The sequence below is a fragment of the Halobacillus alkaliphilus genome, assembly GCF_900113125.1.
In the GTDB taxonomy this organism is placed as follows: Bacteria; Bacillota; Bacilli; order Bacillales; family Halobacillaceae; genus Halobacillus; species Halobacillus alkaliphilus.
On the sequence record NZ_FOOG01000032.1, the window covers coordinates 1 to 14,091 of the forward strand.

Genomic DNA, 14,091 nt, shown 5'->3' on the forward strand with positions numbered 1-14,091 from the left:
TCTTCTTTGATTTGAACCGCGGAGGTTGGTTTTGCTTTTTGAAAAACCGTTCATAAGCGTCAGAAAGATGTTTGACCGAAGTTTGGATGGCCGTGCTATCCACTTCCTTTAACCAAAGGAATTCTCTTTTAAGCTTGGGTAGTTGTTTGGAACAAGTAGAGTAACTCAAACCTTTTCCGGTCTCCTTGTAGGCACTGCTCCATTCGGAGAGGAAATGATTGAAGACAAAACGAGCGCAACCGATGGTCTTAACGATGAGCGATTCTTGGGTTTTATTTGGATAGATACGAAAGTTATACGCTTTATGCCTCAACCTTTCCACCCCCTAACCAAGAACGTATGTTCTTACTTTAGAATATCACGAAAGGGAGAATATTCAAAGGCATTCGCCTTACGGTAACGGCATTCATCTCCCCCCTTACCGCCGGTCTTCGACACGGCGCTTGAAGAGGGAGTCTTCTGCTGATGAATGATAAAAATGTCTTGCAAATCCTAGTAAAAAGCCGGGTACCCAGCGCGAGGGTACCCGGCTTTTTTCAGCCGCCGATATACGACATTTCGATTTTCTTCTTCGTTGGTTTTCCTTTGGCACGGTCGATCGAATATTGGTCATCTCTTCTTGTCCAGATCTTAATAAGATTGGATACAATCGCCTCATCCGGCTCTCCGCCGCGCAATAACTCACGAATATCATGACCTTCTGAAGCAAAGAGACAGGTGAACAGCTTTCCATCTGCTGAAAGACGTACTCGCGTGCAGCTGCTGCAAAAAGCATCCGTTACAGATGAAATCACTCCAATCTCTGCTTCGCTTCCTTCATAACGATACCTGGAAGCTACTTCTCCAAAATAATTCGCGTCAAGCGGCACTAAAGGCAGTTCCTGATTAATTTCTTCAATAATCTCTTTTTTAGAAATTACAGAATCCATATTCCAGCCGTTATGATTTCCTACGTCCATAAATTCAATGAACCGCAGGGTGTCACCAGTTTCCTTGAAATAACGGGCCATCGGAAGAATCTGGCTTTCGTTCATCCCTTTTTTCACAACCATATTTATTTTAATTTCAAGGCCCGCTTCCCTGGCGGCTTCAATTCCTTTAAGTACAGGACTGGTTTTTATTCCTCTGCCATTCGTCTGCTGAAAGACTTCATCTTCAATGGCATCAAGACTTACGTTTACACGATTAAGACCTGCTTCTTTGAGCTTTTTAGCCTGTTTAACGAGGAATACGGCATTAGTTGTTACGGCAATATCCTTTATCCCATCTATTTCGTTTAATCTTGCAACCAGTTCATGAAGATCCTTCCTCATCAGAGGCTCTCCTCCCGTTAGACGGATCTTCTCAACTCCAAATTTCGAAAAGATTTGAACAAGCCGGATGATTTCATCGAAACTTAGAAGCTCGTCCTTTGGCATAAATTTATAGTCATCACCGAAAATCTCTGCCGGCATACAGTACGTACATCTAAAATTACATTTATCAATCACAGAGATTCGTAAATCCTTCATTGGTCGTTCATGCTTGTCTAATACATAATCGGTCATACCTTCACTCCTTCTATCTCATGTCAGAAACTCTGCTGTCCTGTCTGATCTTCCAGTAAAAGGGCTTCCACGCTGTCTCCGCATTCGTAGCCTCGGGTGCCTCCTGGGAGCATAATGAGTACATTTGTATGGGCAAGCGAAGAAACAACGGCGGACTTGTCCATACCGACTGGGTCAACGATCACCCTCCCCTCCTGGTACCGTAAGCATCCCCGCACAAATCTAGTAAAAGGATTGGGCTTTTTAAAATCTGTTCCTAGTGTAGCTTGAATCCGTTGATGAAAGGGTTTTGACCGACCTAAATAGGAAAGAATGATGGGGTAAGTAAACAATTCAAACCCTACATAGCAGGCGGAAGGGTTCCCTGACAATCCAAACAACAATTTTCCCTGGTAAGAAGCTACCGTCGTCACACTTCCTGGTCTCATGGCTACTTTATTAAATAGCACATCCGCTTCTAACTTCTCATAAATATCAGGCATTAAATCGTAATCCCCAACCGATACGCCGCCCGTCGTAATTAATACATCCACCTTATCTAAAGCTTCAGATACGGATTGGTAACAAATATCAAAGTCATCTTCTAACTTCCCAAAATAATGAGCTTCTCCACCTGCACGCTTCACTTGGGAAACAATCATAAAGGCATTGGAATTCCTTATCTTCCCAGGCTCCAGAGGCTCATCAACCTCCAGTAGTTCAGTGCCGGTAGCAAACACACCGACAACTGGCTTTTTATATACATTAACATCGCTATAGCCAAAGGTGGCAAGCAGAGCTTTTACACCTGGATTCACTTTCGTCCCAGCCTCTACCAATATGTCACTTTCTTTGGTTTCCGATCCTTTTTGAATGACATTCTGGTTTCTTTCCATAGGGCGTTTCAATGACATCCAGGAATGTCCGTCCTCTTCATAGGTTTGACAAATTTCGAACATAGCTACGCAATCGGCATCTGCAGGGATTTCTGCGCCCGTCATAATACGAACGGCTTCCCCTTCCTTTATTGGCCGACTAGCACGATGGCCGGCGCCTATCGTTTCCGTCACTCGAAACTGACCGCTTTTTTCCTTTGATAGCCCTTTTGTATCTTCGGACCGTAACGCAAAACCGTCATAGGGAGACTTATTAAAAGGAGGAACCGGGTGTGTAGCTACTATATCTTCTGCTAAGGTCCGGTTATCACAAAACTCCAACGGGAGAATTTCCCCCTCAGCCTTCTTTTTATAGTTCATCACCGAATTCACTGCATCCGGCACAGGCAGAGGTTTTCTATGTAAACTCATGTCAACAAAGCCTTTCTATATAAAAATTTTCTGGTGAGTATCTTTCCCTGACCTTAACGGATTTGCCAGATTTTTTCAAAGGTTTAGCTTCTTAAATCCCTTAAAACATACAATACCCCAGCCAAAATGACTGGGGGTTGCACCTTATAATGAAGTGTATTTTAATTTAGTTTTATTGATTTTTTCTCCAATTGCTTTTGACCTTTGGAATGACCGTTCTCTAGCTTCCTGGTCCAGCTTTTGGATATAAATCGTAAAAATAAGCACGTTGATCCGCATGTTTACCCCTCCAATACTACGAAACTAAGCGGTATCCTTCTCGTCGTTTAACCAATCCATAAATTCCATCCTTAGTTTGCTGCTCATAATTTTTCACTCCTTTTTAATTTACATGTAATGGATAAATGATGATTTCCTGTCAAGCCATTGCTCTTCTGCAGACGGATGGTATCCGGGCAGTGGCGCGTATTTCTCTTCCTGGCGTCTACTTACTTGAATCTTAAAAATAAACAAGTGGATCGTCATATCTTCCACCTCCTACATTAGTGTATATTTATATCAAAAGAGTAAAATTACCCTTTGATAGCATAATAAAAAACCACAGGTCCCCTGTGGCTTCGCTTTTAGCAAACGATATCGTGCTTTCATTAAAAAAGCCACAGGAATACAATATGCGTAACCTGCGGCTGATATGAATAAAATGATGAAAAAGTTTACTCAGTAATTCCTATGTGCGCAGGCCGATGTTCGATTGTCTGGTTTAAAGTGATTGTAATGTTCATCATTTGTGTCGACCTCGCTTTCAGAAAATTTTTGCTTTCAATGGAATTATATAGAAGGCTGATTTAAAAGTAAAGCCTAATTAGGAAAAAAGTTATACTTTTTATCCAGAAAGCTCTCCTTGCTCTTCTAAAGCTGCTTCAACTTTCAAATCAAGCTTGTGTAATAATTGGATCGCTTCGCTCTTGTCCATTTGCTTATAATGATGCAGCCCAGATGGCTGCTCGTCTTTTTCATCGGCTTTCCTTACTACTTCTTGAAGATCTGTCCGTTGGGATTCGAGGGAAAAAGGTAGATAGCTGTCCGTGTGGAGAAGTACAGCAAGCGATACCTCTTTTGCAACCAGTCGATCTTCCCCGAGGCGAATCAATAATTTATGAGCGCGCTCCGCTCCCTTAATGGCGTGAATATCATGTTTTCGATATTCTTCATAGTCCCACTTTCCATCCCGGTACCACTCATAATGCCCCATATCGTGAAGTAACGCTGATTTTGTCGCAAGGTCCGGATCTACATTGGATTCAATCGCCATATCATATGCATAACCTGCTACGGTGACCGCGTGATGGATGCCTGATCGCTGTAAGTATTTCTGTGTGATACGGTGCTTAAATACGTCGACTAATGTTACGCGTTTGATACGATCACCTCCAATTTTTTAAGATAATACCACGTTCCCCCCTGCTCTACAAGCCTTTTCCAACAGATATCACAACACAGGTTTATGAATAAAGACATTAAGGTAAAGTGAGGCAGGAGGGATTACTATGAATTTTCATGATGAAATTGTATTAATCACGGGTGCAAGTAATGGGATAGGCCGAGGTCTGGCTTTATCCTATGCTGAACAAGGCGCCACCGTGATTGCCTGCGATAAAGATGAAGAACATGGCAGGCAGCTGGTAGGAGAAATTAGAGAGAACGGCGGCAACGGTTTCTTTTTTTACTGCGACGTACGTGACCCAAAAAATATAAATGAGTTGTTTGATGAGATAAAACAACACGTTGGCACGATCTCAATTTTAATTAACAATGCTGGAGTTAGTTCATTCCAGCCGCTTTTTGAACTGGACGTCGACCAGTGGGATGATGTGATTCAGACCAATCTCAGAAGTATTTTCCTATTTTCCAAACAAGCTGGAAAGCTGTGGAAGAATGAAGGTGTACAGGGAAGAATCGTTAATATGGCTTCAACGCGAGCTTTTATGTCCGAGCCGGACTCAGAGGCCTATGCAGCTAGTAAAGGGGGCATTATAGCACTCACTCACGCTTTAGCATCTTCTCTGTCTCATTATAACATTCGTGTAAATTCCATCAGTCCGGGCTGGATTCAGACAGAGAACTACGAACAGCTCCGCGAAGTCGATCATGAGCAGCACCTGTCTAATCGAGTTGGAAAAGTCGAAGATGTAGCAAAAGCCTGTTTCTATTTGACTGATCGTTCTAATGATTTTGTTACAGGAGAAAATTTGACTGTGGACGGCGGTATGACAAGGAAAATGATTTACAAACATTAACAAAAATACGGGGAGTCAGGTTTAGGTCCCTTGACCCCCGGGTAGTGATTAAGCAAGCAGAAAACATGGAGGTGACAAGGATGGAAGAATTATCATCATATCAATTGCACCTGCACCAACCCTTACAAACCAACCAGGTTATGAAACTTTACAAATTAGTTTCAAAAAGCAATCAGAACATTTATTTACATCAAAACCATTTGATCGCTGACGGTGGACACTTGCCAAAGCTTATGTCATTTTTTCTATTAATGGATATTGAAGAGCCTCTTGTTATGATCATTGACGGTGAAGAAGTAGAAGAAACCTTTCAGGAGATTGAAGACTCGTGGCAGGAGAACATCGCAGAGGCCAACCGCCGAACCAAGTACCCAGATTCTATCATAAACAGCAACATATCTATATTCGTATAACCCCATAGAGATAAATACTTACAGCACATGGAATATGGATCTTAATCCGCTGAAAAGAACTCATCCTCTAAAGGAATTGAGTTCTTTTTTTATTGCTTAGTTAGTTAATTGTCATGGTTGATTTCTCACAAAAGGCTTATAACGCTAAAGGGCCGGATAGTTGAGGACTCAGTTTCGAGATATTTTGTAAAGAAAGGGGCTCCAGGGAACGGCTCGCTTTCCGCGGCCCTGCACGACGCAGGGTCGTTCGACGTTGCCACAGGACGTGGTGACCTTAGTCGAACATCCCTTGTGGTGAGCTTCCTCAGGCTTGCGCCTTCCGGGATCTCACCGATCATGTTCCTCCCGCAGCAGTCTTCGCCGTTCCCTTCCGCCCCTTTGTGATTATGAAGAGCTCGAAATTCTCTGCATAAACACCTTCCAATGAACAAAGATCATTTATGATCACACTGGTTTTTACGTGTGTTTAAGTGTAGGAACCCTGTACTATAAGCATTCGAGGCAGATGCAGCATGGCTCCTTTCTCCTATAGCAGGGTTCGTCCACAATAAATCGCTGGGCTGGTTGGGAAATGAGGAGACTCCCGCGGGTGAAGGAGCTAGTCGATCTCGAAACTGAGTCTTACACAAACGGGAGCTTTACTGGAAGATAAACATGAATTAACTGAGTTTAGATTTTATTAAGTTTCTTTGAGTACAGCTTCTATCGTTTGTCCCCTCCCCTGCCTCCAAAATAATTCTCTTTTTTACCCACCTGATTTCTTCCTTTCGAAAAATTCGATATAATGAAAGTGTACCTACTTTTCCTAAGGAGTGAGTCTTCTATGTATGATGTAGCTATTATCGGAGCAGGACCCGCGGGTGCCAGTGCTGCTTTATTTGCAGCGAAATCAGGTGTGAAAACAGTAATGTTCGACAGCGGCAAGAGTATAACAGCGAAAGCATGGGTGGAAAATCACTACGGAGTAAAAGAAATAGAAGGTCCTTCTCTGCTTCAGACCGGTCAAGAACAAGCCGTTAAATTCGGCACGAATCTCGTGAAAGAGGAAGTTCAGCGGATTATTGAAGATGGAGCTATGTACAAAATTGAAACCACTGAAGGCTCTTATGATGCTGAGCATATTATTTTTGCTACGGGAATGTCCGTAAAATTAGCGGAAGCCTTCGGTCTTGGAACACGGGATGGGCTTGAACCAAGGGTAGCTAAAATCATTCAAGTGGATAAACACGGCCATACGTCCTACCCTAAAGTGTGGGCTGCTGGAACGGCTGCCGGTGTCAGTGTCCATACCATTATTACCGCTGGAGACGGAGCAAGAGTAGCGGTTAATGTAATCAGTGCCCTTAAAGGAACACGCTACGTCGATCACGACGTATTAAAATCATGACCCGCCAGGTCAAAGAGTACTAATTAATTAAAACCCCCTATCCAACTAGAATTAACCACTTCAAGAAACCCACGGAAAATAAGGACGTTCTTCATTCGTTCCTAGAACAAATAATTTTAAAAAGCTATCCCATGCTAACACGGGATAGCTTTTTTAGGTTATTTCGTCCGGCGTTCCTGTACGTCAAGAGAGACTTCTAATTCATTAAACACGATAAATTCATCTCCTTTGATTGATGATATTTAAAGTGTAGTCGAATTCCGTCTTTTCTATAACAGTCCGTCGGGTGATTTTCTTTCAGCCTTCAGTCGTAAACCATCTCAGACTCTTTAATCGAACCAGCCCTTACTCTTGAACCACATGAACATTCCTGTGGCCACACCAATCATAATGATCCAGACAACCAGATAGCCATATTGAGTTTCAAGTTCAGGCATATGTTGAAAATTCATTCCATAAACCCCAACAATAAACGTCAGCGGCATAAAGATAACGGATATAACCGTCAGAATCTGCATCGTCCGATTGGTTTGATGAGAGTTTAAAGACAAATAACTATCCCGGATATCCTGTGTCATTTCACGGTTCGATGCTATAATATCCGCTACTTTTATTAAGTGGTCGTGGATATCAGCAAAGTATTCCCTGCGGTCATGCACTCCTTCTAAATGATGAGTATTCAATACCCGGTATAATAAATCTCGCATTGGGTGCACAGTCTGCCTCAAGGTAAGCAGTTCACTTCTGCGGTCGAACAGTTCATCCAGCAGTTTTTCCATGGATAGGTTCTTCGTATTGGTTTCAATTTCATTAATATGATCTTCAATCTCGTACACGATCGGAAAGTAGTTGTCCACTACTTTATCAAGGATTTGATAGAGTATGAAATACTCATCTACTTTGCTCATATCTTTGCTGCGCTTAAGCAGACGTTCAGCAATGTCGAGCGAAGGAGCAGGCTCCTTATGAAACGTAACGATGGCACACTCACCTAAGAAAATGTCGATTTCCTCTCTTTCAAGCTCTTCGTGATTTACGGAATGAAGCACGAAAAAGGTGTGGTCATCATAATAATCTAACTTGGGCCTCTGCAGCTCATGAAGACAGTCTTCAATAGCTAAAGGGTGGAAATGAAAATAACTATCCAGCAATTTAACTTCATCTTCTGTGGGTGCTTCAAAATCCACCCAGTACCAGTTCCAGTCCAAATCCGATAGCTGCTCCAACGTTAAATCCTTTTGAAGTCCTTTTGTATTCGAATAGGCCGTGACATGAATCATATACTCACCTCTTACTTATGTAACTTCTTCTACTCATACCCTGCTGAGAATAAGAGAAAACACTCAACCTGATTCTTCCATTATGATAGGATAAGACTGAAGTACTCTTAAGGAGCTTAAATACTATGAATAAATCTAAATTCAATACCCTTTTAAAAGGGGAAAAAGTGACCCTGCGTTCCATTCAAGATGAAGACATCCCACTGCTTTGGGAGAAAATTTATGCAAATGAACAAGAGTGGAAGAAATGGGACGCCCCCTACTACCCTCTTGAACCGCATACGTTGGAAAGCTACCGCAGCCACGAGAACGCACGTAAAGAACGTTTAAGTTCTGAGGAGCCGGATTCAAGGCTGCTGATTGAGGTGAATGGTCAAATAATTGGAACAGTGACGTATTATTGGGAGCACAAACCCTCTTTATGGCTTGAGGTTGGCATCGGTATTTACAACCCAGACTACTGGAATGGAGGGTATGGTACTGAAGCCCTAAAGTTATGGATAGACCATCTTTTCCGGTCACTTCCTATTGCGCGTGCAGGATTAACCACCTGGTCCAAAAATGAACGAATGATGAAGGTGGGAGAGAAGTTAGGTTTAACATTAGAAGGTCGAATGAGAAAATGCCGCATTTACGAAGGTAAGTTTTACGATTCCATCCGCATGGGAGTGCTTCGCGAAGAATGGAATGAGATAAATCGTGACTAAATTAAAGATTTACAAGGTAATGTCGATAACGCTTTTATTTCTCTCCATCATCTTAGCGTATATGTGGTACGATACCTCAAAATCTCAGCCTATCGATTCTTTTGCTGTTCAGGCGTCTTCCTCCGCGGTCAAAGAGCTGCCGCGTAAGCTCGAAGACGTGAAGCAGAGATTTAATTTGTATCATACGCGAGAATCAGGAGAGCAGAAAAATTTCCAGCTTGGCTCTCTGTTGTCGGATCAATTGATGAATTTACATGACCAAACCCGGTTGTTCAACACTGCTCAGAGAAGCAGTCTTCTAAACGGCCAATGGTTCAGGGAATATACTGAATCCCTTCGGACCTTAGACTTCATTATTACGGAGCACTCGGTTGGCCAAACAGAAAATGAGAACAGAAACGTTGAACAAGTGGATAAGGAACTAAGTAACCTTATTAGTGAGATTACAAAGATCACTTCTGCTGAGGATTTTTCAGTGGCAGACGAAGATGTATTCCGTTCAGTAACCGGGGAAATACAGGAGTTTAACCAAAACTTCCAATAATCCATCAGCCCCTTCTCCTCCCTTGGCTCTCTAAATCACCGCGTTGATTATTAAAGAAAAGCTCACGTTTATGGAAGACTTGGTTTCGAGATAGTTAGGTCCGTTACGTTAGATGGATAAGGGGTGGTGGAGAAATAACTCGTCTTGTTCCATCACCCAGACACTCGAGACACAAGCCGTTATCAATGGATTGGAAAACCGTCATCCTTTTGATGGTCGGCTTATTCCACATTTCAACACTTTCCTATGGCCCTAAACGACGTAGGGTCGATCGACGTTGCGGCGTGCAGGGTCGCGGAAAGCGAATCATCCTCCAGGACCTTAACTACAAACCAATATCTCGAAACTGAGTCTCCCACAATCCGGCCCGATAGTTCAATAAATCTTTTATGGCGAATCAACAGCAATTTTTATCAGATAAAAAAAAGACCGCCGAGTTTAACTCGACGGCCCCGGAACGATCCTTTTTACGCAAGGATCGTTTTTATATTATTACGCGAAATATTGGTTCAATGGCGGTACGATTTGTTTCTTACGGGAAACTACCCCTTCAAGTACAGCCTGGTTACCATCTAATGTCACATTAAATGCCTGCGCAACAGCTTCTTTATTTCCAACTGCTACCACTGTGGAATTATTCGTAAGGATATCTGTTACGACCAATAAGAACAAGTCTGATCCTTTATCGGCTACAGCTTTTTCCATAGACTGCTCAAGTTCTGCTTTGCGGGCAAGAACATCATCTGTATCCACGGTATTTACTTGAGCGATTTCGACATTTTTATCTCCCATTGAGAATTCTTTTGCATCAAGGGAAATTACTTCTTCAGCAGAAAGACCGCTGATATCTGCGCCGGCTTTCAACATTTCAAGTCCGTACTCTTCTGCATTCACGCCTGCAATAACAGCCAGTTCTTCAGCTGCTTGACGATCCTCTTCGGTACATGTCGGAGATTTAAACAATAAAGAATCAGAGATAATGGCAGATAGCATCAGCCCGGCCATTGGTTTAGAGATTTCTTTATTATTTTCTTTATAAAGTTTGTTTAAAATTGTAGCCGTGCAACCCACGGGTTCAGCACGATAGTAAAGTGGCCCTTCCGTTTCGAAGTTAGCAATACGGTGGTGATCAATAACCTCAAGAATTTTAACTTCTGCCAGATCCTCTACACTCTGCTGACGCTCGTTATGGTCAACCAATATAACTTGTTCCACTTCGTCGGATACTTTCTCAACCAGCCTTGGTGCTTTTACATCAAAATAGTCGAGAGCGTATTGAGTCTCCCCGCCGATCTCTCCTAAACGAACCGGCTCTGTATTAAAGCCTAGTGAATTTTTTAGTGCGGCATAAGCAATCGCTGAGCTAATCGTATCCGTGTCAGGATTTTTATGGCCAAAAATTAATGTTTTGTTCATTGTCATCTTCCTTTCTCCTTGTGCGTAGTTATGTACGTCTTTTACAGTGACGATTATAAGACAAAAATAGACGTGCGTCCATCTTATCGCTGTAATAAACGAAGAATCAACCACCGCACTTACGGAAAATGAAGGGACCTTCTCCATTCACTTCTTTTTTTGAATGCTTCTGACTAAAGCGTAGCCTGCCATAATCTGGATCACAGTTCCTGCTGAAGGATTTGTTAAGATAATTGCAGGTGTTATAGATGGAAAAGGGAGAAAATAGGGTACAAAAAGTATATAAAGCGCTGGCACTACTAATAATGCGATCAATAACGGGTTTACTCTAAATCTGCCTTCTTTCTTCCATTCTCTTATCATTTGTCCTGAGCCCATTAGAAAACCAACCGGGATATATGCGGTTTGGCTAAATAATAGATAAGAATAAAAACGTTCCATTTCATTAGCTTTCACTTGTAAAATTTGGAACAGATAAGAAGCTATCCATAGATAAATAAATATAATTGCTGCCTGTCCAAGTATTACCCAAAAGGTACGCTTCACCATTCATCACCTCTACTAGTAAGCATACGAGGGAGAGATTCAAATATTTCTAAAAATTTTTTAAATCCGTAAATCCTATGGCATGCCTGAATTGAGAAGGTTTAAAGAGAAAGTCAAAGGGGTAAAAGTAAAAAAGATGTTTGAGAACTAATAACACTTTGTGTTAGAATTCCTTACATACACAAATTAAGTGAGGTTCTATTCCAATTTCATTGGATCGAAACTCCTCATAATAAATTAAAGAGAGGGTAATGTATGACTTACACGAAAGAAACGATTAAGCAGGAAGTACAAGCACACAAAGTAGAATTCATCGTACTAGAATTTACAGATATGCTTGGGGAAACTAAAAACGTAGAACTCCCTATCGATGAACTAGATATGGTATTAAATGAAGAAGCTATGTTTGACAGTTCTTCCATTTCAGGTTTCTCTGACATCCAAGAAAGTGATATGTACCTTGTGCCAGACTTAGATACGTTCTTAGTTCTGCCTTCCCTGGTAGACGAAGACCAAAGCGCTCGCTTTATTTGCGATATCTATAAGCCGGATGGTACACCTTTCGAAGGAGACCCTCGTTACATTTTGAAACGCGCTATGCAAAAAGCTGAAGACATGGGCTATACCGTTAACGTAGGTCCAGAACCTGAGTTCTTCCTATTTAAACTTAATGAAGACGGATATCCAGTTAGAAAGTTCAACGACCGCGCTGGTTATTTCGACTCTTCTCCTAAAGATAAAGGTGATAAAGTGCGTCGTGATATCGTACGCACACTTAAAAAATATGGTTTTGAAATGGAAGCTTCTCACCACGAAGTTGCCATGGGTCAGCACGAAATTAACTTCCGTTTTGACAATATGCTGAAAACGGCTGATAATATCCAGACATTCAAAAACGTGGTAAAAGATATTGCAACGAACCATGACTATCACGCAACATTCATGCCTAAGCCGATCACTGGCGAGAATGGTTCCGGTATGCACTGCCACCTTTCCTTATTCCAAGACGGCGATAGTGCGTTCTTCGATGAAGATGCTGAAGATGGCGTTTCTAAGACCATGAAACAGTTCATTGCTGGAATTCTTCATCACGCAAGTGGAATTGCTGCCATCACCAATCCTAACGTTAACTCGTATAAGCGTCTAGTTCCTGGCTACGAAGCTCCCGTAAGCGTAGCTTGGTCTCACTCCAACCGAAGCTGTATGATGCGCGTACCGACTACGCGTGGGAAAGGAACTCGTTTTGAAGTGCGTAATCCAGACCCAACAGCGAACCCTTACTTGACGCTGGCTGTTCTTATTCAAGCTGGACTTGAAGGTATCCGCAATGAACTGGATGCAGGAGAAGCAGAAAGCCGTAACTTGTACGAAGTTGATGACGACAGTGTACCAACCCTTCCTACAAACTTAAAAGAGGCAATTGAAGCTCTTAAGAAGGATGAAGTTCTTCTGGATGCTCTAGGCGAGCACACAGCGCAGGCTTATATCGATGATAAAGAAGAAGAATGGACTGACTATTCTCTTCAAGTCAGCCAGTGGGAAGTCGACAAGTATATGAACAAATAAAAAGTAATACCCCCATCTTAAGATGGGGGTATTTTTTATGAAGGGTAAATCTTTCCTTTATTAGGACCATGAAGCATCCGATTCGTTCGATGAGTGCCGTATTGATCTTTCAACTCTAAACGGTGTAATTCACGATTCAATTTATTAAAGCTGTTCAGCCGCTCGATCTCAAGCTCTCCCTCTACAATAGCTTGCTGAACCGCACATCCAGGTTCTTGCTCATGCTGGCAATCCCTGAATTTACATTGCTGGCTCCAGTTTTCAATGTCGGAAAAGGTACCCGCTGTTGTTTCCTGATCACCCCAAAGCTGTAACTCTCGCATACCGGGGGTATCAATAATAAAGGCCCCTTCCGGCAGTTCAAACAACTCCCTGTGCGTAGTTGTATGACGTCCGCGTTCATCGCTCTCACGAACATTTTCCGTTGCCTGCACCTCTTTATGAAGCAGTCGATTAATTAAGGTGGATTTGCCTACTCCAGAAGAACCTATTAAGGATATGGTCTCTCCTTCGTTAACTTCTTTAAGCAGCGAATCTATTCCTTCTCCAGCCAAGCTGTCCACCGCATACACCGGAACCCCGGGAGCAACACGTTCTACCTGCCACAGCTTTTCAGAGACCGTGTCGCACAGATCACGTTTTGTGCAAACAATTACCGGTCGTGCACCACTCTCATATACCTGCTGGACGTATCGCTCAAGTCTCCTGACGTTAAATTCTTTTGTCAGAGCCGTAACGATAAATACAGCATCAATATTAGCAGCAATAATCTGCTCTTCGTTTCCCGCGCCTGCTTTTTTCCTCGATAGAAGCGTTCTTCTCTGCAGAACTCGATGAAGTAAAGCCTTAGAATCATTGTCATAAGGTTGAAAGATAACCCAGTCTCCTACCGCAGGATAGTTTCTATTCTCCGTTATTTCATTATGAAAACGTCCGGATAACTTACCCGTATAGACTTTGGATTCTGTTGTGATGCTGTAGATACCATGAGTGGATCGAACCACACGTCCAGCTTGTTCCTGTTCGTTCATCTGCTTACTAAAATGCTCATGAAAATCTTTTCTTTCGTTCCGTTTCATTAAATTCCTCCTGAGCGCGGAGG

16 protein-coding genes are annotated in these 14,091 nt (G+C 42.4%); 6 read left to right on the plus strand and 10 right to left on the minus strand.

The annotated features are described in order from the left end of the window. The 6 genes from BMZ06_RS14995 to BMZ06_RS15010 all read right to left on the minus strand — a co-directional run. Positions 1–322, minus strand: a 322-nt coding sequence (locus tag BMZ06_RS14995) for a helix-turn-helix domain-containing protein (RefSeq protein WP_139205840.1), incomplete at its 3' end; no start/stop codon positions are given. A 214-nt stretch (positions 323–536) separates the two neighbouring features. After that, entirely contained in the window at positions 537–1,547 is a 1,011-nt protein-coding gene (gene moaA, locus BMZ06_RS15000) for a GTP 3',8-cyclase MoaA (protein WP_089753115.1), read from the minus strand. 23 nt (positions 1,548–1,570) lie between these two features. After that, complete coding sequence (locus BMZ06_RS15005) at positions 1,571–2,833, minus strand: molybdopterin molybdotransferase MoeA (RefSeq protein WP_089753117.1); 1,263 nt, start codon at positions 2,831–2,833, stop codon at positions 1,571–1,573. 144 nt (positions 2,834–2,977) lie between these two features. Next, positions 2,978–3,112: a hypothetical protein gene (locus BMZ06_RS21165; RefSeq protein ID WP_281244482.1), complete on the minus strand. Its 135-nt coding sequence runs from the start codon at positions 3,110–3,112 to the stop codon at positions 2,978–2,980. A gap of 108 nt (positions 3,113–3,220) precedes the next feature. Continuing rightward, the gene (locus BMZ06_RS20785) at positions 3,221–3,358 is read right to left on the minus strand and encodes a hypothetical protein (RefSeq protein WP_175477904.1); all 138 of its coding nucleotides are present in this window, start codon (positions 3,356–3,358) and stop codon (positions 3,221–3,223) included. 358 nt (positions 3,359–3,716) lie between these two features. After that, positions 3,717–4,253 (minus strand): HD domain-containing protein, encoded by a 537-nt coding sequence (locus BMZ06_RS15010; protein WP_089753119.1) that lies wholly within the window; start codon positions 4,251–4,253, stop codon positions 3,717–3,719. Positions 4,254–4,380: 127 nt separating this feature from the next. Here BMZ06_RS15010 and BMZ06_RS15015 point away from each other — a divergent pair, with 127 nt between their 5' ends. The 3 genes from BMZ06_RS15015 to BMZ06_RS15030 all read left to right on the plus strand — a co-directional run bounded on the left by BMZ06_RS15015 (position 4,381) and on the right by BMZ06_RS15030 (position 6,930). Beyond that, entirely contained in the window at positions 4,381–5,130 is a 750-nt protein-coding gene (locus tag BMZ06_RS15015) for an SDR family NAD(P)-dependent oxidoreductase (RefSeq protein WP_089753121.1), read from the plus strand. Between the two features lie 80 nt (positions 5,131–5,210). Beyond that, positions 5,211–5,543 (plus strand): hypothetical protein, encoded by a 333-nt coding sequence (locus BMZ06_RS15020; RefSeq protein WP_245756028.1) that lies wholly within the window; start codon positions 5,211–5,213, stop codon positions 5,541–5,543. Positions 5,544–6,366: 823 nt separating this feature from the next. Then, positions 6,367–6,930, plus strand: a complete 564-nt coding sequence (locus BMZ06_RS15030) for an FAD-dependent oxidoreductase (RefSeq protein ID WP_089753125.1) — start codon at positions 6,367–6,369, stop codon at positions 6,928–6,930. Positions 6,931–7,259: 329 nt separating this feature from the next. Here the strand turns inward: BMZ06_RS15030 and corA are convergent, their stop codons facing one another. Further along, positions 7,260–8,210: a magnesium/cobalt transporter CorA gene (gene corA, locus BMZ06_RS15035; protein WP_089753127.1), complete on the minus strand. Its 951-nt coding sequence runs from the start codon at positions 8,208–8,210 to the stop codon at positions 7,260–7,262. A 125-nt stretch (positions 8,211–8,335) separates the two neighbouring features. Here corA and BMZ06_RS15040 point away from each other — a divergent pair, with 125 nt between their 5' ends. Together BMZ06_RS15040 and BMZ06_RS15045 are read left to right on the plus strand one after the other, a co-directional pair. Continuing rightward, a complete protein-coding gene (locus BMZ06_RS15040) occupies positions 8,336–8,917 on the plus strand; it encodes a GNAT family N-acetyltransferase (protein ID WP_089753129.1) in 582 nt (193 codons plus the stop codon). Continuing rightward, positions 8,910–9,461, plus strand: coding sequence for a hypothetical protein (locus tag BMZ06_RS15045; protein ID WP_089753131.1), 552 nt, complete (start codon positions 8,910–8,912; stop codon positions 9,459–9,461). Before BMZ06_RS15040 ends, BMZ06_RS15045 begins: the two co-directional genes overlap by 8 nt. 492 nt (positions 9,462–9,953) lie before the next feature. Here BMZ06_RS15045 and BMZ06_RS15050 read toward each other — a convergent pair whose 3' ends face one another. Then, positions 9,954–10,877 (minus strand): manganese-dependent inorganic pyrophosphatase, encoded by a 924-nt coding sequence (locus BMZ06_RS15050; protein ID WP_089753199.1) that lies wholly within the window; start codon positions 10,875–10,877, stop codon positions 9,954–9,956. A gap of 147 nt (positions 10,878–11,024) precedes the next feature. Beyond that, positions 11,025–11,423: a hypothetical protein gene (locus BMZ06_RS15055; RefSeq protein WP_217646825.1), complete on the minus strand. Its 399-nt coding sequence runs from the start codon at positions 11,421–11,423 to the stop codon at positions 11,025–11,027. A gap of 255 nt (positions 11,424–11,678) precedes the next feature. On the opposite strand from BMZ06_RS15055, the gene BMZ06_RS15060 reads away from it, so the two are divergent. After that, the gene (locus BMZ06_RS15060; protein ID WP_089753135.1) at positions 11,679–12,989 is read left to right on the plus strand and encodes a glutamine synthetase family protein; all 1,311 of its coding nucleotides are present in this window, start codon (positions 11,679–11,681) and stop codon (positions 12,987–12,989) included. 35 nt (positions 12,990–13,024) lie between these two features. On the opposite strand, the gene rsgA is transcribed toward BMZ06_RS15060, so the two are convergent. Next, positions 13,025–14,068, minus strand: a complete 1,044-nt coding sequence (gene rsgA / locus BMZ06_RS15065; protein ID WP_089753137.1) for a ribosome small subunit-dependent GTPase A — start codon at positions 14,066–14,068, stop codon at positions 13,025–13,027. Positions 14,069–14,091 lie beyond the last annotated feature (23 nt).